This is a genomic window from Microcystis sp. M083S1 (genome assembly GCF_020246405.1).
Classification (GTDB): Bacteria; Cyanobacteriota; Cyanobacteriia; order Cyanobacteriales; family Microcystaceae; genus Microcystis; species Microcystis aeruginosa_C.
On sequence record NZ_JADBTB010000104.1, the window covers coordinates 1 to 20,288 of the forward strand.

Genomic DNA, 20,288 nt, shown 5'->3' on the forward strand with positions numbered 1-20,288 from the left:
ACCGATTGGGTAGGAAGCACCGATACCAACGATTACTATCGTTTCACCCTCGCTAATTCTGGTAACTTTAATCTTGGTCTAACTGGAATGACCGCCGACGCGGACGTGCAACTGTTAAATAGTAGCGGTTCTGTCATTGCCTCCTCTACTAACGGTGGTACGGCTTCTGAGAGCATTACCAGTCAGTTGAGTGCAGGCACCTACTACATTCGTGTCTATCCCTATACTGGCGATACCAACTATAATCTCGCTGTTTCGGCGACCACAGCCACAGTCACACCAGGATATAGTGCCATTTCAGGATACGGTTTAGTTAATGCCGCGAAAGCCGTCGCCGGAGCCTTGAATCAAAGTCCTTTTGCCGATGTTCCCACTTTTGGTGGTGCTAATGACTGGGGGGTTAACTTAGTTAATGCTCCCGAAGCTTGGGCAAGAGGTTATACAGGACAAGGAGTAGTCGTTGCTGTACTAGATACAGGAGTTGACCGCAATCATGCCGACTTAGCGGGCAATATTTGGACGAATGCGGGCGAAATTGCCAATGATGGTCTTGATAACGATGGCAACGGTTACGTTGATGACGTTTATGGCTGGAACTTTGCCAATGGCAATAATAACACTTTAGATGGCAACCGCCATGGTACCCATGTGGCGGGAACCATTGCTGCTGCTAATAATGGTTTCGGGGCCACTGGTGTGGCCTACAATTCCAGAATTATGCCGGTGAAAGTTTTGAGCGATTCCGGTAGTGGCAGCTATAGTGGCGTTGCCCAGGGAATTCGCTACGCTGTGGACAACGGTGCCGATGTGATTAATATGAGTTTGGGGGGTGGTAGCACTGACAGTGCGGTTCAATCCGCCCTCCAGTATGCCAGCAGTCGTGGTGTTATCGTGGTTATGGCCGCCGGTAATGCGGGGGCAGCTCAACCCGGTTATCCCGCTTCCAGTGCCACCTCTTGGGGTCTTGCCGTAGGTGCCGTTGATAGTTCTAACCAGATGGCTTCCTTCTCCAATCGTGCTGGCTCCAATTCTTCGATGCGGTATGTCACCGCTCCAGGCGTACAAGTGTATTCTACTCTCCCTAATGGTGGCTATGGTTTCTTGAGTGGAACCTCCATGGCAGCACCCCATGTGGCCGGAGTGGTGGCCCTAATGTTGAGTGCCAATCCTAATCTGACCGATGCTCAAGTACGTCAAATTATTACTGCCACAGCAGGTAATGTCGCCTAAAACTTGGCTGTTTTTCGGCCTCAGATTTCTTATCTTCAGGCATCAGCGAAAAGCTGATGCCTGATTCCTGTATCTCATTATCTAAATCACTCGTTAAGATTGCAGGGGAGTGCCGGAGCTGCGGAGCAGGGAGAGGCAGTTCGAGCATTTGTACTAAAATTTCCAATACTCGGCGATTCCCGCCCACGGTTAATTAAGAAAAATAAACTGTAGCCAAATATACTTTTTTTCCATGTTCTAATGGGGATAGATAGGGGGAAAAAAATCATGTCGAAATCACTCTTTACCGATGCCAGCAGTCGCCTAGAACGGGCCCTTAAGTATGTCTCCATTTCCGATGATGCGATCGAGCGGTTAAAATATCCCAAAGCTAGTCTCAGCGTCTCCATACCCGTCCGTATGGACAACGGCACTTTAAGAATCTTCCAAGGCTACCGCGTCCGCTACGATGACACCCGCGGCCCTGGCAAAGGAGGTGTGCGCTATCATCCCAACGTCAGCATTGATGAGGTGCAGTCCCTGGCCTTTTGGATGACCTTTAAATGCGCCCTGCTGGATTTGCCCTTTGGTGGGGCTAAGGGCGGCATTACCCTCAATCCGAAAGAATTGTCAAAAGCCGAGTTAGAACGCCTTAGCCGGGGCTATATCGAGGGTATAGCCGACTTTATTGGTCCCGATGTGGATATTCTTGCCCCCGATGTCTATACCAACGAGATGATCATGGGTTGGATGATGGACCAGTACAGCATCATTCAGCGTAAAATTAGTCCGGCGGTGGTGACGGGGAAACCTTTAACCATGGGAGGCAGTCGTGGTCGCGATACGGCGACGGGAACGGGTGCTTTTCATGTTATTCATTCTCTTTTGCCGAAATTAGACAAAAAACCCGCTAATACTACCGTAGCCGTCCAGGGATTCGGTAACGCTGGGGCCGTAGTGGCGGATCTCCTCGCCAAAGCCGGTTATCAAGTGGTGGCGGTAAGTGATTCCCAGGGCGGCATTTATCGGGAAAAAGGCCTAGATATTGCCAGCATTCGTGAGTATAAACAGGAACATCGCGGAATTACTGCTATTTACTGTGAGGGTACTGTGTGTAATATCGTAGAACACGAGGCGATTAGTAATGAAGAATTATTAGCCCTAGATGTGGATGTTTTGATTCCAGCCGCCCTAGAAAACCAAATTACCGCCGAAAATGCCGATCGCGTGCGGGCAAAATATATCTTTGAAGTAGCCAACGGTCCGACTACCTCAGAAGCTGATCGCATTTTAGACTCAAAAGGAATTCTCGTTTTCCCCGATATTTTGGTTAACGCGGGTGGGGTAACGGTGAGTTATTTTGAATGGGTGCAAAATCGCAGCGGTCTTTATTGGCAATTAAACGAGATCAATGAGCGCTTAAAAGAAAGAATGGTGACAGAAGCGGAAAAAGTCTGGTCTTTCGCCCAGGAATTCGATATATCTCTGCGTAACGCCGCCTACGCCCAGGCCATTGCTCGTCTCGGAGAAGCCCTAGATGCCAAGGGAACCCGCGACTATTATCAAAATAAGACGAGAGCATAAAAGCCACAAACATTATATTTAAGCTAAGACTGGCGGTTTTTATTACCCCAACTGCCAGCTTATCTCTTCACCCGCTCGTAACGGCACCAGTCCAGATTCGGGAAATGGCAATTCATCGGGAATGCGCCAAGGGGTTTTGGTTAAGGTGATTTGTTCGGTATTCCGGGGGAGTTGATAAAAATCTGGCCCGTGGAAGCTGGCGAACCCTTCCAGTTGCTCAAGCGCATCGACGCTCTCAAAGGCTTCTGCGTACAACTCTAGGGCGTGCAGAGCCGAATAACAACCCGCGCAGCCACAGGAACTTTCTTTGCTGTAGCGAGAATGGGGCGCACTATCGGTCCCTAGGAAAAACTTGGGATTGCCCGATGTGGCCGCTTGCAAAAGTGCCAAACGATGATCCTCTCGTTTCAAAATCGGCAGGCAATAAAAATGGGGACGAATGCCACCGGTAAAGAGAATGTTTCGGCTAAACAATAAATGTTGGGGCGTAATTGTGGCGGCGACATTGTTGTTAGCAGATAGAACAAACTTGACCGCATCGGCAGTGGTAATGTGTTCAAACACGACACGCAGTTTCGGAAATCTTGTTATCAGTGGGAGCAAGTGCTTCTCAATGAACACTTTCTCTCGATCGAACACATCAATATCACCATCGGTAACTTCTCCGTGCAGTAGTAGCGGCATATCTACCTGCTCCATGGCCGCAAAAACGCGATCGCACCTACGAATGTCCGTCACCCCCAAGTCGGAATTAGTTGTCGCACCGGCTGGGTAGTATTTCACCGCTTTGACAAACTGGGAGGCTTTCGCTGCCACGATTTCTTCGGGACTGGTATTATCGGTGAGATAGAGGGTCATCAATGGCTCGAACTGTTGACCCTCTGGAACTGCTGCCAGAATGCGATCGCGGTAGGAGGCGGCATCAGCCACAGAGCGCACTGGGGGTTTTAAATTCGGCATGACAATGGCACGGGCAAACTGACGCACCGTATGGGGTAGAACCGCTTTCAGTGCCGCACCATCGCGGAGATGAAGGTGCCAGTCGTCGGGTCGAGTGATTGTGAGTCTTCGCATTTTTCCATCATACAACGGTTAGGAATCCCAGCGCCACAACTAAACACAAGAGAGAAGTCAATCTTCGGTCAGGGAATCAATTCCTTATTTCAGCAGTCAAGTCGATTTTAACTAATAAGCTGCCGCGCATCTAAATTGGTCTAGGTCGATAAGAGAAGGCTGGAACTGCGCTATTTATTTCTCTTTATTTATCATAAATTTAATTGGCGAACAAGTGAATTACTTAAGACTAGATATTATTACCAAAAATCTAATCTATTTTTTAGTTTTTGTGTCAGATGTAGCAGATAAAAACATTCAAATAATGACAGGAATCAGTCAAGCTTTATAGTATAATACCAATTGTGATAATTCTAAAAAACTTCTTGTTAACAATAACAATTAAATCATCTTTATTTATAGTAAATTAGTGCCAAAAATAACCAAGATAGAGCAATTTCTTGAATTGCCAATAATTCCACATTAATCAATCCTATCCAAGATTGACTAACGCATCCCCTTGAATATTTTCTCGATCGAGCAGCTTTTCAGTCCCCAAAATCCTTACAATAGGAGATGAAGATAGCCTTAAAAGTTGGAGAATATGAATTATCTCATTGCCGTGTTAGCTGATCGCATACAAGCAGAAGAAGCTTCCGTTGCCCTGGAAAAGGCGGGAATTCCCCAATCTCAAGTGACCATTCTCGGTCGCGGCTATAAAAGTGCCGATGAGTTCGGTTTGATCGATCCCTTTCAACAAGCCAAAAAACGGGCCACTCTCATGGCTTTTTGGCTAATTCCCTTCGGTTTTGCTGGTGGCTACCTTTTTAACCTGATTACGGGATTGCATACCTTTGATTGGGCCGGAGAACCGGGCAATCATATCGTCGGCGGTATTGCCGGGGCGATTGGGGGGGCGATGGGCAGTATTTTCGTCGGTGGTGGCGTGGGTTTATCGTCCGGCAGTGGCGATGCACTTCCCTATCGCAATCGTCTCGGTGCCGGAAAATATATTATTATCGTGCAGGGTTCGGAAAACCTAAAAAATCAAGCGACTCTTATCCTCCGTCAATTTAACCCCGAAAATCTGCAAGGATACGCCCTAGAACGGTGAACGGTTATCGGGAATAAGTTATGGTTCATCTGATTTTTTCCTAAGAATTTTTGATTAATTACCAGAAAACAATGTTACCAAGAGAAGAATTACTAAAGGGTGTCGAGAACCGCGAGGAAATAGCGAAAGTTATTGATAAAGCCGAACAAGCGATTAAGACTTGGGAAGTGACGGTGACAGACTTTCTTTCTCCTGCGGTTTTAGCGGAAGTAGAACGAGTTTTTCAGCGTTTAACCGATGTGTCAATGCAAAAATCGGGCGGTTATCCCCAAGCAGAAAGACAGCGCCTCGGTATTGCTAGAGTTGATTTACCTTTGGCAGAAACAGATATTCCCCTATCTGCCCTTGATATTGCCGGTAATTTTCTTTTTGATACCGCTAACCACCGGGATTTTTTAGGGGCAATGTTGGGGACAGGGATCGTCCGGGAAAAAGTCGGCGATATAATCGTTTTAGGTGAGCGAGGAGCGCAGGCGATTGTAGTGCCTGAATTGGCAGATTTTTTATGTGCTAATTTACTACAAGTGCGTTCGGTTCCCGTGAAAACTAGCCCGATTCCTTTGACGGAATTAAAAGTTAGACCACCGCAAAAAAAAGAAATTAATACCGTGGAAGCTTCCCTACGTTTGGATGCGATTGCCTCGGCGGGTTTTGGCATTTCTCGCAGTAAAATGGCCGAGGCAATTAGTGCTGGGGATGTGCGAGTTAACTGGAAAGATATCAGTCAATCTAGTTATAACGTTAAAACCGGTGATTTGATTTCTTTTCGGGGAAAAGGTCGTTTAGAAGTGGGGGAGGTTACTGTGACAAAAAAAGAGCGCTATCGGGTTCATTTAACTAGATTTATTTAGTTTTTTTCTGTCTCTAGAATTTGTTATTAGACAGATTAATTGCCATGGCTGATAATTTCACCTTAATCGTGCAACTGTGTCAAGTTAGTCCCATCGGTAAACTATTACCGGGGGCGCTTTATGTTCATCGAGAAGCATTACATCAACTTGATCCTATTCTCCAGAATTACGAACAACAAGCAAGAATTAATCAGCATTTATCTGAGGCAACAATAATTAAATTTAGCACCGATAAACCGAAAATATCCTATCTTTTTTATCCCGATTTTGATCGGGAACCTCACCCAGTTTTAACTAAAAGTTTAGTGGTAGATTTGGGGACATTAATCTTAAGTGAATGGAATTATCAAAATGCTGATAATCCGCCAATTTTACACCGAAAAGAAACTTTTGTTACTAGGGACTATCCTCTTTATCAAGAATTCGAGCATCTCACAAAAATCGAGAGTGCTTTAGGACTTTTAAACAGTTCTTATCCCATCGGTACTAAACAGGAATGGCAACGGCTTTTAAGAAAGCATCACCTTGATTTTGCAGGAGATTATTTAGTTTGTAATTTAGAGGGACAAAGGGAAAAATCGATAATAATTGATCGCCACAAAGCCGCTCTTGTTCGCAAAACCCTTTCTCGTCCGACAAGATTAGCATTAGCGGCGGGATTATTTCTTCCTGAAACCACTTTTTTTGATTACGGTTGTGGTTATGGAGGTGATATAGAACGGATAGCTGAACAGGGTTATCAAAGTGAAGGTTGGGATCCTTATTATCGTCCCGATAGTCCTTTAATTGAATCTGATATTGTTAATTTAGGCTATGTAATTAATGTTATTGAATCCGCCGAAGAACGGCAGGAAGCTTTATTAAAAGCTTGGCAATTAACCCGTCAAGTTTTAATTGTTTCGGCACAAATTTTAATTGATGATAGCGAACGGGGTTTAATGGCTTATGAAGATGGAATTATAACCCGTCGCAATACCTTTCAAAAATACTATCAACAGGAAGAACTAAAACAGTATATTGATAGCAGTTTAGGGGTTGATTCTATTCCGATAACTTTGGGAGTTTATCTAGTTTTTCGAGAGGAAGAAAAAGCCGAAACTTTTCGTTTATCGAGATGTCGTTCCCGCGCCACCACTCCTAAAATTAAAACCCATCTCAAACGCTTTGAAGATTACGAAGATTTATTGACTCCCCTAATGGAATTTTACACCCAGCAGGGACGTTTACCCGTCGCAGGAGAATTATTACAAGAGGAAGAAATTAAGGCAGAATTTGGAACTTTTAGACGAGCTTTTCAAGTGATTTTACAAGTAACAGAAGCGGAAGAATGGGAGATAATTGCCGATAAAAGACGCGCAGATCTTTTACTTTATTTAGCTTTAAGTCAATTTAGCCACTGTCCGAAAGTAAGGGAATTATCCCCCGCTACTCGTGCCGATTTTAAAGCTTTATTTGGCAGTTATCGCAATGCTTGCGCTTTAGCAGAAGAAGTGTTAATAAGTGCGGGAAATTTGCCAGCGATCGCTCGTACTTGTGAAAATAGTTCCTTAGGTAAACTTTCCCGTTATTCCCTAACTATTCATATTAGCGTTCTGGAAAAATTACCGATGTTATTACGCTTATATGAAGGTTGTGCTAGTCAAACTATCGGACGGTTAGAAAATGCTAACGTCATTCGTTTATCCTTTCGTCAACCCAAAATTTCCTATCTCTATTACCCCAATTTCGATACAGAAATACATCCGATTTTAGCCACTAGCATGGATGTATATTTAGGTTCGGCTGATTTTAGTTTTCGCGATTATCGGGATAGTCCTAATCCGCCAATTCTACACGAAAAAGAGCTTTTAGTAACGGCGGATTATCCTAACTATGATAAATTGGTTCGCTTAACTCAATTAGAAAAGGATTGGGGATTGTTAGAGGATAGAAAAGCGATCGAACGTTTACAGGGTTGGCAAAAATGTTTAGAGGAGAATTGTGCTACAATCAAAGGCTATCAGATACTGTGGCGAAAAGATGCTGATCCCTATAAAGTGAGGATTTTACGCGCTAAAATTAACGCCAGAAGAAATCAAAATAAGTCTTCCTGAGTAATTAAGTAAGATAGATGAGGTAATTAATTGTATGATGACTACGATTCTGTTAAAAGGATTAGAAGATTTCGAGTTAAAAGCTAATGATCCTGAACAAAGAATGTTTATTTCTGGGGTTAATTGGCAACAGTACGAAACCCTCTTAAAACATTTAGAAGATAGTTCCAGTTATCGCATTACTTACTTAGATGGAATGGTAGAAATTATGGCTCCTAGTCGTCGTCACGAAGTTAGCAAAAAAAATATCGGTAGATTGGTAGAAGTTTATTTAGAATATGCTGAAATTGATTTCTGGGGATTAGGTTCCACCACTTTGCGAAAACAGGAAAAAGAAGCGGGAAAAGAACCAGATGAATGTTTTTGTTTATTTACAGAAAAAGAGTTTCCTGATTTGGCGATAGAAATAATCTTAACCAGTGGCAGCCTGAAAGTTTTAGAAGTTTATAAAAGATTGGGAACTCAAGAGGTTTGGTTTTGGCAAGATAATCAGTTAAAAATCTATTCTTTGCAAGAGAATGGCGAATATATTTTAATCCCTAAAAGTGCTTTATTACCAGATTTAAATTTAGAATTATTAGCCGAATATGTTAACCATCCTAATCCCCGTCTTGCCGTCAAAGAATTTCGCTCGCGTTTAACAGAAAATTCCCAGTTATAATAACTATTATTTTTCCATGAATTCTCAAGTAAAATTTAACCTATCTATCCTAGGGATATTTTTATTTTCTCTGGCGATAAGATTTTGGAATCTCAGTCAATTTAATACACTTGTTTTCGATGAAGTTTATTATGCTAAATACGGTAATGAATATCTAATCGGTAAAGATTTTTTCCAGTCGCACCCACCGTTAAGTCAATATTTAATTGCTATTAGTATCTGGATTGGTTCCCATTTTCCTGCCGATCCTGAAACCATTAATAATTTAACAGGTTCCCTGCGCTCAACTTTTAGTTATCGCTGGTTAAATGCTTTGACTGGTTCTTTTATTCCCCTAATTATTGGGGGAATTGCTTATCAATTAACCCAGAGAAAAACTGTATTTTTAATCACAACTTTTCTCGCTAGTTTAGACGGATTATTTCTGGTGGAATCCCGCTATGCTCTCAATAATATTTACTTAATTTTATTCGGTTTGTCTGGACAATTATTTTTTTTATTAGCACTCCAGAAAAATCAGAAACTCAATTGGCTATTATTATCAGGAGTTTCTTTCGGTTTAGCGGCAAATATTAAATGGAATGGCTTAGGATTTTTACTGGGAATATTTATTTTTATCGGTATTGCTTGGTTAATAAAATTATTTAATCAAGAGCAGTCAAAAGATAATCTTTGGACAAAGGCAACTAACCTGAGATTAGAGTACATTTTTATCGCCTTAATTGTCTTTCCCCTAGTTACCTATAGTTTACTGTGGATACCGCATCTTCTCGTCAACCATCAATATAATTTTTGGCAAGTACATCAGGAAATTTGGTCATTTCATCAGAGAATAAAAGGTAATCAATCTGATGTTCATCCCTATTGTTCTCCCTGGTATAGTTGGTTAGTAATGGGGCGACCTGTGGCTTATTATTTTGAGAGAGTAGGTGATAAAATTTATGATGTTCACGCTATGGGAAATCCGTTTTTGTGGTGGTTTTCTACGGGAGCGATTCTAGTGGTTTTTAGTCGATTATTTAACCGAAAAGAGCGGGTAATTTCCGCCTATCTTATCTGTAACTATATTGCCAATCTGCTACCCTGGTTAAAAATTAGTCGCTGTACCTTTCTCTATCATTATATGGCTGCCTATAGCTTCACTTGGATTGCTCTAGCTTGGCTCTTAGCCGATGGGTTAGAAAGTTCCATTCCTATTTATAAAAATTACTCGCGCTCGCTGATAATTTTGATAATTTTTGCTTTTATCCATTGGCTACCAATTTATTTAGGCATTCCCCTGTCAGTGCGGGATTATTATCTGAGAATGATTTTTCCCAATTGGATTTAGGATGAAATTAGCGGCAAAAACTGATACAATAAAATCATGAAAAAAGCGATAGCAGGAGTTATGGGTAAACAAAGAATCTTATCTGGTGTGCAACCAACCGGCAATTTACATTTAGGCAATTATCTCGGTGCGATCCGCAATTGGGTGGAGGGACAAAAAGACTACGATAATTTCTTTTGTGTGGTCGATTTACACGCGATCACCGTTCCCCATAATCCTGCCACTCTTGCGGAGGATACTTTAGCAATTGCCGCTTTATATTTAGCCTGCGGAATTGATTTAGAATATGCGACTATCTTTGTCCAATCCCACGTTAAGGCCCATACGGAATTAACTTGGTTATTGAATTGTATCACCCCTTTAAATTGGTTAACCGATATGATTCAATTTAAGGAAAAAGCGATTAAACAGGGGGAAAATGTTGGCACAGGTTTACTCGATTATCCCGTACTGATGGCCGCCGATATCCTACTCTACGATGCCGATAAAGTACCCGTGGGAGAAGATCAAAAACAACATTTAGAATTAACCCGCGATATAGCCGTTAGAATTAATCATCTTTTTGGACAACCGAAACAACCAATTTTAAAACTTCCTGATCCGATGATCCGCAAGGAAGGAGCGCGGGTGATGAGCTTAACCGATGGCCGGAATAAAATGTCTAAATCCGATCCTTCCGAGATGAGTCGGATTAATATTCTCGATAGTCCCGATGTCATTGCCAAGAAAATTAAACGCTGTAAAACCGATCTAGTTAAGGGTTTAAGTTTCGATGATCCGGAGCGTCCCGAATGCCATAATTTACTAACTCTCTATAGCATTTTATCGGGAAAAAGTCAAGAGGTGGTCGCATCAGAATGTGCCGATTTAGGTTGGGGACAATTTAAACCGATGTTAACAGAAGTTACCATAGAATCTCTGAAACCTATTCAGGAAAAATACGCCCAAATTAGAGAGGATAAAGATTATTTAGCCACGGTTTTACGACAAGGTCGTCTCAAAGCAGAAGCGGTGGCCAATCAAACTCTCGATCGAGTCAAAAATGCCATGGGTTATTTACCACCATTTTAGGGATAATTTTCGGGTGCATCTGATAATTATCAATCTACTCAGTTGAGATTTTTCAAGGAAAACTCGCTGCTTTATCAGTCAATCTTTAACTCTTGGTGGGGTTTTACCCCCCCCATCCAGGGTAAGGGAAGGAGAATGATTACAAAAGTTATTAAATTAAGCACAACTCCAGTGATATTTTGGTAAAATAAGGGCATAATTAAAACTATCAAAATACTTACCTGTCCTTTGAGATTATGGTTGTAGAGTCCCAGCGGAAACAAAAAAAACTATCGTCTAGGGAAGATGAGTCTCGTCCAATTGCCAGCAAGGAACAAAACTCTTATCTAGCAGAGGGAATTGTTGATCATCAATCAACTCAGATTGCTCCTTCCTCCTTACTACAGCCATTTTCTCCAGAGTTAGAAAAAGATAGAGCCAACAAATTTAATTTTCTTAAAGAAATTCTGGTTAGTCATCTTGGTCAACCTTTTTACTCGGACAATGGCTTTATTCTTTATCAAGGAGATGCCACAAACTTTTTGTCTAAACTATCTCATAGTGACATAAAAATTGACCTCACTGTTACATCACCACCTTATAATATTGGCAAAGAATATGAACGAGTTCTTTCAATCAATGACTATGTTGATTGGTGTGCTAATTGGCTGCGGCAAATTTATCAGATTACTCAAGATAATGGCGCTTTGTGGCTAAATGTTGGTTATTTAGAAGTGCCAGAAAAGGGATTATGTGTTCCGATTCCCTATCTTCTTTGGGATAAGTCTCCCTTTTATCTTTTACAAGAAATTGTCTGGAAATATGCGGCAGGTGTTTCTACAAAAAATCGTCTTAGTCCTCGCAATGAAAAATGGCTTTTTTATCTCAAAAATTGCCAAGAATATACTTTTAACTTAGACAATATTCGTGACCCTAACGTTAAGTATCCCAATCAAAAGAAAAATGGTAAATATCGTTGTAATCCCCTCGGTAAAAATCCTTCTGATGTGTGGGAAGTTCCTAAAGTCACTACAGGAGAAAAGCGCAGTTCTAAGGAAAGAACCGGACATCCCGCACAATTTCCTTTAGCAATTGTCGAGAGAATTATACAAGCTTCATCTAATCCGGTAGAAATAATTCTTGATCCCTTTGCTGGTTCTTGTTCTACAGGAATAGCGGCCTTGGGATTAGGAAGAATTTTTGTGGGTTTTGAAATTCGACCAGACTATTGCGAGATAGCTGCAGAGAGATTTAAAAGATTTAAAAAAGAAAGAAGCAATACTTATATTCAAGGCTCATTATTATAGTATTAAAAACGGATTTAGTATGATTAGCCTTTTTTAACTTGTTTTCGCAGTTTCAATCCTTGAAATTGCGATCGCCAATAAAAGTAGCAGAGTCCGGCAGTTACCCCCAGACTAAGAATTGTTATCCCCGTGGGAATTTCCCACATCCCCGACTCGGTTACTAATATGTTGTACTATTGTAATAAGAGGATTTTTTTCCTGAAAAATTGTCATATTCGAGGTTTTGATTATGCCTTATACAAACGAAGAAGGTGGACGCTTAAATAATTTCGCCGCCGAACCGAAAGTTTATCAAGCGGATCCCCCGACTAAATCGCAACAACGTAATTATCTTTTCTGGGGTGTTGCTGCGATCACACTTGTGGGTGGACTGTTAGCCGTCGCTTTTTACGCATCCCAAGCTGGCTAAAATTTAGTCCCTCGTAGTTGCGATTTAGCCTCTTTCACTCCTATTTAGTGCTAATATCACAACTACTCCCGATTTTAAGGCTTTTGACCCTGAATTAATGCCACTGCTGACTGAGACTTAGCCGCAGTCCCCTGTTTACCCTGAGATAACGCTAGACGAGCCGCCGCCTCTAAATCAGCGATCGCTTTTTCCCTGTTTCCCAATTTATAATGGGTTAAACCCCTGTTGTGGTACGCTTCGGCAAAATTAGCATTGATTTTCAGACTCTCATCATAGTCCCTTAAAGCCATTTCCTGTTGTCCGGCTCGGTTATAGGCTAGAGCGCGATTATATAAAATGCGATCCTGTCCTCTGGTTCCCTGTAAACTCAAAGCTTTTGTGTAATCCTCGATCGCTTCTGGGTGTCTACCTAAGTCATCCTTAGCATTACCGCGATAAATAAAGAAATCAGCAAAATTTCCGTTTAAAGCGATCGCTTTTGTGCAATCTTCCACCGCTGCCTCGTATTTTTTCGTCAGATAATAGGCATAACAACGATTACCGAGAGCATTAACATAATTAGAGTTGATTGTCAAGGCCTGGGTATAATCTGCGATCGCTCGCTCGTACTGGCCGAGAACTAATTCCGCGTAGCCGCGATTATAATAAGCATCGGCATCCTTCGGTTCTAATTGTAGAGCTTGAGTAAAATCTGCGATCGCCCCTGAGTAATCCCCTGCGGTTAAACGATCCACCCCCCGATTATAAAATTCTACAGCCTTGACGGGGTTAGCGGTAGTTTGAGCGCTTAGGGGAGAGATAGTCAGTAAAAAAGTCGCTATAGCCATAATAATTGTCAATTTTTTCTTAATTTTCATAATCCGTTCACCTAAACAATTCAAGGTAAAATTAAACAGCCCTACTCACAGGTCAAAATATCATGATTAAATCTCTTTTGGCGACTTTCCTCCTAATTACCACCCTCCTCTTCACCGGTTGTACAACTCCCATCGCTGGACTGCAAGGATACACCAGTGGCAGCCAAGGCTATCAATTTTTATATCCTAAGGGTTGGACGCAGGTGGATGTGAAAAAAGTTGCGGGAGTAGATGTGGTTTTTCATGACTTGATCGAAACGAGCGAAAATTTAAGCGTTATTATCAACCCCGTCCCCGACAATAAAACCTTAACAGATTTAGGGACACCCTCGGAAGTTGGCTATCGTCTCCTGAAAAATAATAGTCTTAACCCCAATCTCGATAAGGAAGTAGAATTAATTCGCTCAGAATCCCATCAAATCGACGGCCAAGATTATTATATCCTCGAATATCAAGTTAAATTAGCCAACGGCCAAGAACGTCATAATCTGGCCAGCGTCACGGTTAATAATAATAAACTCTATTCTTTTAATCTTTCCACTTCCCAAAAACGTTGGACGCAAATTCAAGAACTCTTTGAAACTATCGTTGATTCTTTCTCGGTTAGTTAGGGAAACTGGCAACAGGCAATAGTAAAATGTAGGGTGCGTTAGACGGCAAAAATTCCTGTTTTGACTTAAAGGTAACAATCCGTCGTAACGCACCACCTATCATCAACTAGGTAGCCGGTTTACAATTAAAGATAACAGACAAAGAACCAGAAGCCTGTCCCACTATCTAACAATTAATTGAGATTACTTACTGAATCAGTAAACAGTAATCAGTAAGAAAGTCGTAACTGATTACTGTTTACTGATAACTGGTAACTGATAACTAATAACTGATAACTGATAACTGATAACTGAATATGAGTAACTCGGAAGAAAATAGACTAGATAGACTCGAATCTCTTGCTGAAAATACCCTAACAGAACTACGGGAGATTAAATCAGGATTACAGGAGATTAGATTAGGACTACAGGAAACCAATCAGGGATTAAAAGAAACTACAGCGATCGCTAATTCTAACGCCAAATCGATCGAAGCGTTAACTAATAGTCTTGATCAGTCTAAAAAAGAATGGGAAAAAGACAGACAGGGACTTGATCAACTGCTAGGACAATTAACTCGATCGATGTCGGATTTTTATGAGGTTCAGTCAGATTTTTACAATCGATTTGACAAAATTGAAGAAAGAGAATCCCGCATGGTTGAGATTTTAGAGCGTTATTTCCCCCCCCGAAAATCCTGCCAATTCCTAGCAGAAATAGCTAAAAACCTGATAACTGATGGTGGGTTACGGCAAATAGATAAATTGATAATTAAGTCTAATAATTTGTCATTGCCTAACCCACCCTACCTAACTATCTCCTATCTCTTTTTACTGAAAAAACTATGTCCATTCCCTTGATTCTTGCTTCCGCTTCTCCTGCACGCAAAAAACTATTACAAATGGTAGGAATCGATCCAATTGTGCGAGTGAGTAACTTTGATGAATCGACAATTAATGCTGATGATACTCTCCATCTTGTCCAAACTTTAGCCCAATGTAAAGCGCAAACGATCGCCCCCCAATTTGATTTAGGATTAATTCTTGGTTGCGATTCCGTCTTAGAAGTAGCGGGGGAAGTCTATGGCAAACCCAAGGATAAATCAGAAGCGATCGAGCGTTGGCAAAAAATGCGCGGTCAGGTGGGTACACTCTATACAGGTCATGCTTTAATCGATCGAGTTAATCATCAAACCTTGACTCGTTGTGGGATTACTAAAGTTCACTTTGCCAATATCAGCGATCAAACAATTATTGCCTACGTTGACACCGAAGAACCCCTCAAATGTGCCGGCTGTTTTGCCCTAGAAGGAAAGGGGGGTTTATTCGTAGAAAGATTGGAGGGATGTCACAGTAATGTTATCGGTTTAAGCTTGCCCCTATTTAGGCAGATGTTAACGGATTTTGGCTACCAAATCACTGACTTTTGGTGATCTTTTGGCTGATAATTTCACCAAATTTATTGACAAAAGGGCTTGACAAATTCTCAGATTTGCGTTAACCTTTTATTATAATGGGAATCCGTGTCGCCCTGCGAACCCCTCTTTTTTCTATCGGATAGCCCCAAAATTTTTAACCCTTTCCTTTTCACTTTTTCCCGAAAAAACTATGTCTTGCTTGCGCGTGGGAATTGCCGGTCCGGTGGGTTCAGGAAAAACAGCCCTTCTCGATGCTCTGTGTAAAAATTTGCGGGATCAATATCCGATCGCCGTAGTCACCAATGACATTTATACTCAAGAAGATGCCCAATTTTTAGTGAGATCACAAGCTTTAGCCCCGGAAAGAATTTTAGGAGTAGAAACGGGAGGATGTCCCCATACAGCTATTCGCGAGGATGCCTCAATTAACTTAGTTGCCATTGAACAGTTAGAGAGAAAATTTGCTAACTTAAAGTTAATTTTTCTGGAAAGTGGTGGGGACAATTTAGCGGCAACCTTTAGCCCCGAATTAGTAGATTTAACCATCTATGTGATTGACGTGGCAGCCGGAGATAAAATTCCTCGCAAGGGGGGACCGGGTATCACCAAATCGGATCTATTGGTAATTAATAAAATAGATTTAGCCCCGATGGTGGGAGCAGATTTAGGGGTGATGGATAGAGATGCCAAAAAGATGCGCGGGGATAAACCCTTTATCTTCACCAACTTGAAAACACGGGAAGGATTAGAGCGAGTGATTGCCTTTATCGAAAAGAATTTATAATAACTATTACTAGGAATAAAAAAGAGAGCGCCAGAAAAATTTAGGTAAAGCTAACATTCTTTTCCAGCGCCAAGGTTCCTGATATAGTCGATACAACCACTCTAAATTATTGTCACAGAAAAAGCGAGGGGCGCGGATTTTTATCCCGGACCAGATATCAAAACTACCCCCCACACCTACCCAGATAGCTTGGGGACAGAGATGGCGATGTTCCCTAATCCAATATTCTTGTCGGGGTACTCCCAAACCAACTAAAATTAACCGCGGTTGTTGATCTTTTAACACCTCGATCCAATCGGACATTTCCTCGGAAGATAGATAACCGTGGTTAGCCAGAATACGGATATTAGGTATCTTTTTTTGCCAATTACTTGCCGCTTTTTCCGTAATCCCCGGTTTACCACCAAAAAAAGCAATAGGAGAACTTTCTCCCTGCATTCCTAACTCAGTAATTAAGGATTCTGATAATTCAATACCGGGGCAGCGGGTTTGTTTTCTGCCCCTTAATTTTAAGTAAATGACAATCCCCGCACCGTCGGGAATAACTAAATCTGCTTCCCGAATAACTTGGGCTACTTTAGCATCATTTTCCCCTAACATTGCCATTTCTGCATTAAGAGTGACAACGTGGGAACCAAAACCTTGATAGAGGCGATCGATTAACCAACGACTGTAGTTATCGAGAAGATGAACTGGTAAACCGAGAACTGAATATTTAGGGGGAGTTTCTAACATATAATTCATCTTGATTTAGTTGTCATTTTATCGAGAAATTGGCACAAAATCTACCCCAAAACTAGAACGAGAACCGGGTTTAACTACCACTAATTGCACGGATTGATTGCGATCGCCAGACGGTAAAAATCGCACTGGATTAGTCGCCCCTGGAACAGAAAAATCACTGCTTCTTAACGCCTGTTGAACTCCCTCGCGGCTAGATTCTCCCTTAATTCCAGCGATTAAAGCCTGGGTAGCGTCATAGGCGGTGGCAGTGCGCCAATTTACGTCTCCTTGCCACAATTGGCGGGAATTATTCACAAAAGGACTGTTCGGATTAGCCGCCAAATGCCAAGCGACAGCGACAATCATGCCCAGGGCATTTTTTCCGCCTACATCCAGAGTTTTGGGGCTATAAACGTCATCACCCGCCACAATCGGTAATTTTTGACCATTGATCTGAACCACCTGCAAAGCCTTATCTAGGGTTCCACTATCCCCAAGAAGGGCGATTAGATTTGCTCCCTCTTGTTGAGCTTGTTGGAGGCTTTTAGAAGGGGTAAAAGTGAGGGAAGATAGATCAAATTCACTCACCACTTGACCTCCTCCTAATCCTAAAGCGGTGATAAATTCAGATTTTAGGGATTGACTATAATTACTTTGGGAGTTAAAAAATACCACTGCCTTGACGTTAGGATTTTTTTGCAAGCTAGATTCGGCTAATGCCCGTGCCGCCACAAAATCACTGGGAACAGAACGAAAGATATAGTCACCAAAATTGGAGAGTTTAACTGAGGTACTGATGGGGGAAATCATTACTAATCCTGCTTTTTGATAGATAGCAGCCGCAGCTAAAGAGGTGTCACTGCTAGTGTGTCCTACTACTCCTAAAATGCTGTTATCAGCCGTTAATTTTTGGGCAATTTGAGCGGCAATTTCGGGATTATCAGCATCATCAGCAATGAGAACTTTTAAAGGAGTGCCATTAATTCCTCCGGTTTGATTGATTTGATTTTGAGATTGGGCAACTCCTCGTAAAACTTCTAGGGCGGTGTTGACATTGCTCCCAATTGGCACGGAAACGGCGATAGTATAGGACTTAGCTTCACCAATACGGGCGTTATTTAAGTAGATGAGAGCTTCGGGATCATTTCGATTAGTTTGTAGGGATTTTTCTAGGAGGTAAACTGCTTGCTGAAAGTCTCCTTTTCCGAGTGCCTGTATGGCGGCTTGTTTGTCAGAAGAAGCCCCTTCAACTATTAATAATTTTTCCCCTTGACTAAATCTTGCTTGTGCGGATACCGATTTTTGCCCCAGTTCAGGAAGATTGGTTGGGTTATCTTTTCCTTGAAAACGATTGTATAACCACCAACCACCTGCCCCAAAAAATATTAGGGTAATCAGCAGGGCTAAAAGGAGGGTAACGGTCTCATTTTTCTGGCTCATGGGCTGATCAACTAAGATTAAATTAATGGTTTAATCGAGATTTATGTTAATAAAAGTAACATTTTTGGTTTTTTAATAGGGCCAATCCAAGTCTGAATGGCAACAATATCCGATCTACCTTGATAGAATACCTCATTTGGGGTCTGATAGTCAAGATATTGTTTAAATGCGTCTTAGCTTATTAGCGATACTTTACCTTTTTCTTTGGGAATCTTCTAAATGTTTTATTAAAACATTGGAGGATAAAGGACCGTGTAAATGACTCCAGGGTAAAACCTGTTCTAAACGCCATTGTTGATGAACATAATAATCTAGAGGGGGAATTTTTCCTTTTAGTTCCTTAAAAGCCCGTTTATAACTGCCTAAAGAATCACCGTAGCCACGGGTTAATTCTAACAGGGAAGTTAAGCGGCGATCTCCTCTAGATAATAGGGCTTGAATCACCGACCAATTATAACTTTCTGGACGAAATTCTATGCCCTGTTTACCTAATTGTTTCTCTAGATATTTTAATCTTTTTTCGGCCATTTTATTAACTCCAAACCACTGAAAAGGAGTATGAGATTTAGGCACAAATGTGCTGCAACCGAAAGAGATTCGCAGTCCAGAGGCAGCTTTTTTTAAGGCTATTAACATTTCCACAGTTGCGCCAATATCTTCGGTTTCTTCTCCCGGTATTCCCACCATACCATAGAGTTTTATCCCTTTTAAACCGCCCGCTTTAGCATTAATGGCAGCCTGTATAATTTCATCATTGGCTAACTTTTTGTTGATAATTTCCCGCAAGCGATCAGAACCACTTTCTACGGCAATAGTAATTGATTTGCTGTCTCTTAGGGATAAAATTCTAGCTAATTTTTCTGTGACAGTATTAGTTCTAACTGAAGCGATCGAGAGTCTAACTCCCTCAAATTTTGGTTGAAAAAGATAATCAAGTAAGGTTTCAAATTCAGGATGTTGGCTGACGGAAGCACCTAATAAACCCAAGCGATCGGTCACTTTTAAACCTTTTTCAATGGCGGGAATCAGGGATTCTAAACTAGCAGTACGAAAGGGTAAAGTTAGATAACTAGCTAAACAAAAACGGCACATTTCTGGACAACTTCGCACCACCTCTACCATATAAATATTCTCCCATGCCGCTTGTTTTGTCACCACCGTAGAAGCAGAAAGGGTATTACTGCGATAGGTTTGTTTACTAACAAAGGCGGGAACATTATTATCTATGGGTAGAATTGCCGTAATTTCGCCATCAGGACTATCATAATTAACGGTGTATAAACTAGGAACATACACCCCCGGAACCTGTGCTAAATGACGGAGTTTTGTCGGGCGATCGGCGTTTCTAACCTCTTGATAGGCATTAATAAAATCAGCAATTAAATTTTCACCATCTCCCAATAAAATTACATCAAAAAAAGCGGCAAAAGGTTCGGGATTAGCAGTTAAAACCGGTCCGCCTCCAAAAATTATCGCTTGCTGATCTTGCCGTTGATGACTGTGGCAAGGAATGTCTAAAGATTCTAACAGCGAGAGGATATTAACATAGTCTAATTCCCAGGAAAAGGAAAAGCCGACTAATTCGGGATAACGGGGTAAAGATTCTTGAAAATCCGTAAATAAACGACTAACTTGTATATCCGATCGCAGGGCTAAAGTTGCCCAAACAATTTGATAACCTAAACTGGTTATACCCACAGAATACTGATTAGGAAAGGCAAAAATGGTTCTAAGGGCATCACTGTGGGGTATTGCGGGAGTAAAGAGTAGTTTTTCGTCTTGTAAGATGGTCATTTCAGTTATCAGTTATCAGTTA

Annotated in this window: 19 protein-coding genes and 1 pseudogene; 14 read left to right on the forward strand and 6 right to left on the reverse strand. The window is 41.5% G+C overall.

The features are described 5' to 3' along the window. On the forward strand, window positions 1-1,230 hold a 1,230-nt coding region (locus IM450_RS10425; RefSeq protein ID WP_287670452.1), incomplete at its 5' end, for a S8 family serine peptidase. 267 nt (window positions 1,231-1,497) lie between these two features. Beyond that, window positions 1,498-2,793 carry a Glu/Leu/Phe/Val family dehydrogenase gene (locus IM450_RS10430; RefSeq protein WP_287670454.1) on the forward strand — a complete coding sequence of 432 codons (1,296 nt, stop codon included), beginning with the start codon at window positions 1,498-1,500 and terminating at the stop codon, window positions 2,791-2,793. 42 nt (window positions 2,794-2,835) lie between these two features. Here the strand turns inward: IM450_RS10430 and pyrC are convergent, their stop codons facing one another. Next, window positions 2,836-3,867 carry a dihydroorotase gene (gene pyrC / locus IM450_RS10435; RefSeq protein ID WP_287670456.1) on the reverse strand — a complete coding sequence of 344 codons (1,032 nt, stop codon included), beginning with the start codon at window positions 3,865-3,867 and terminating at the stop codon, window positions 2,836-2,838. Window positions 3,868-4,450: 583 nt separating this feature from the next. Between pyrC and IM450_RS10440 the strand changes: the two genes are divergently transcribed. The 7 genes from IM450_RS10440 (at window position 4,451) to IM450_RS10470 (ending at window position 12,252) form a co-directional block, all read left to right on the forward strand. After that, the gene (locus IM450_RS10440; RefSeq protein WP_002789175.1) at window positions 4,451-4,960 is read left to right on the forward strand and encodes a hypothetical protein; all 510 of its coding nucleotides are present in this window, start codon (window positions 4,451-4,453) and stop codon (window positions 4,958-4,960) included. A gap of 71 nt (window positions 4,961-5,031) precedes the next feature. Next, on the forward strand, window positions 5,032-5,811 hold the full coding sequence (locus IM450_RS10445; RefSeq protein ID WP_287670458.1) for a photosystem II S4 domain protein: 780 nt from the start codon (window positions 5,032-5,034) through the stop codon (window positions 5,809-5,811). Between the two features lie 44 nt (window positions 5,812-5,855). Further along, window positions 5,856-7,904, forward strand: coding sequence for a DNA phosphorothioation-associated putative methyltransferase (locus IM450_RS10450; RefSeq protein WP_287670460.1), 2,049 nt, complete (start codon window positions 5,856-5,858; stop codon window positions 7,902-7,904). A 34-nt stretch (window positions 7,905-7,938) separates the two neighbouring features. After that, window positions 7,939-8,565, forward strand: a complete 627-nt coding sequence (locus IM450_RS10455; protein WP_287670462.1) for a Uma2 family endonuclease — start codon at window positions 7,939-7,941, stop codon at window positions 8,563-8,565. 16 nt (window positions 8,566-8,581) lie between these two features. After that, window positions 8,582-9,895, forward strand: a complete 1,314-nt coding sequence (locus IM450_RS10460; RefSeq protein WP_287670464.1) for a dolichyl-phosphate-mannose--protein mannosyltransferase — start codon at window positions 8,582-8,584, stop codon at window positions 9,893-9,895. Between the two features lie 60 nt (window positions 9,896-9,955). Further along, window positions 9,956-10,966: a tryptophan--tRNA ligase gene (gene trpS / locus IM450_RS10465; protein WP_287670513.1), complete on the forward strand. Its 1,011-nt coding sequence runs from the start codon at window positions 9,956-9,958 to the stop codon at window positions 10,964-10,966. A 236-nt stretch (window positions 10,967-11,202) separates the two neighbouring features. Further along, on the forward strand, window positions 11,203-12,252 hold the full coding sequence (locus tag IM450_RS10470; protein WP_287670466.1) for a DNA-methyltransferase: 1,050 nt from the start codon (window positions 11,203-11,205) through the stop codon (window positions 12,250-12,252). Window positions 12,253-12,275: 23 nt separating this feature from the next. Here the strand turns inward: IM450_RS10470 and IM450_RS10475 are convergent, their stop codons facing one another. Then, complete coding sequence (locus IM450_RS10475; protein ID WP_287670468.1) at window positions 12,276-12,398, reverse strand: hypothetical protein; 123 nt, start codon at window positions 12,396-12,398, stop codon at window positions 12,276-12,278. Window positions 12,399-12,481: 83 nt separating this feature from the next. Here IM450_RS10475 and psb34 point away from each other — a divergent pair, with 83 nt between their 5' ends. Beyond that, entirely contained in the window at window positions 12,482-12,661 is a 180-nt protein-coding gene (gene psb34, locus IM450_RS10480; RefSeq protein ID WP_002732326.1) for a photosystem II assembly protein Psb34, read from the forward strand. Between the two features lie 74 nt (window positions 12,662-12,735). Here psb34 and IM450_RS10485 read toward each other — a convergent pair whose 3' ends face one another. Continuing rightward, complete coding sequence (locus IM450_RS10485) at window positions 12,736-13,518, reverse strand: tetratricopeptide repeat protein (RefSeq protein WP_002801164.1); 783 nt, start codon at window positions 13,516-13,518, stop codon at window positions 12,736-12,738. A 62-nt stretch (window positions 13,519-13,580) separates the two neighbouring features. On the opposite strand from IM450_RS10485, the gene psbP reads away from it, so the two are divergent. The 4 genes and pseudogenes from psbP (at window position 13,581) to ureG (ending at window position 16,309) form a co-directional block, all read left to right on the forward strand. Beyond that, complete coding sequence (gene psbP, locus IM450_RS10490) at window positions 13,581-14,129, forward strand: photosystem II reaction center PsbP (RefSeq protein WP_002801162.1); 549 nt, start codon at window positions 13,581-13,583, stop codon at window positions 14,127-14,129. A 296-nt stretch (window positions 14,130-14,425) separates the two neighbouring features. Further along, a pseudogene (locus tag IM450_RS10495) lies at window positions 14,426-14,819 on the forward strand (hypothetical protein). Between the two features lie 133 nt (window positions 14,820-14,952). Then, window positions 14,953-15,540 (forward strand): Maf family protein, encoded by a 588-nt coding sequence (locus IM450_RS10500; protein WP_287670473.1) that lies wholly within the window; start codon window positions 14,953-14,955, stop codon window positions 15,538-15,540. A gap of 175 nt (window positions 15,541-15,715) precedes the next feature. After that, window positions 15,716-16,309, forward strand: a complete 594-nt coding sequence (ureG, locus tag IM450_RS10505) for an urease accessory protein UreG (RefSeq protein ID WP_002792251.1) — start codon at window positions 15,716-15,718, stop codon at window positions 16,307-16,309. 9 nt (window positions 16,310-16,318) lie between these two features. Here the strand turns inward: ureG and IM450_RS10510 are convergent, their stop codons facing one another. The 3 genes from IM450_RS10510 to IM450_RS10520 form a co-directional block, all read right to left on the reverse strand. Continuing rightward, a complete protein-coding gene (locus IM450_RS10510) occupies window positions 16,319-17,044 on the reverse strand; it encodes a WecB/TagA/CpsF family glycosyltransferase (protein WP_046662779.1) in 726 nt (241 codons plus the stop codon). A 27-nt stretch (window positions 17,045-17,071) separates the two neighbouring features. After that, window positions 17,072-18,472, reverse strand: a complete 1,401-nt coding sequence (locus IM450_RS10515) for an ABC transporter substrate-binding protein (RefSeq protein ID WP_287670475.1) — start codon at window positions 18,470-18,472, stop codon at window positions 17,072-17,074. A gap of 192 nt (window positions 18,473-18,664) precedes the next feature. After that, window positions 18,665-20,266: a B12-binding domain-containing radical SAM protein gene (locus IM450_RS10520; RefSeq protein WP_287670477.1), complete on the reverse strand. Its 1,602-nt coding sequence runs from the start codon at window positions 20,264-20,266 to the stop codon at window positions 18,665-18,667. Window positions 20,267-20,288: the final 22 nt, after the last annotated feature.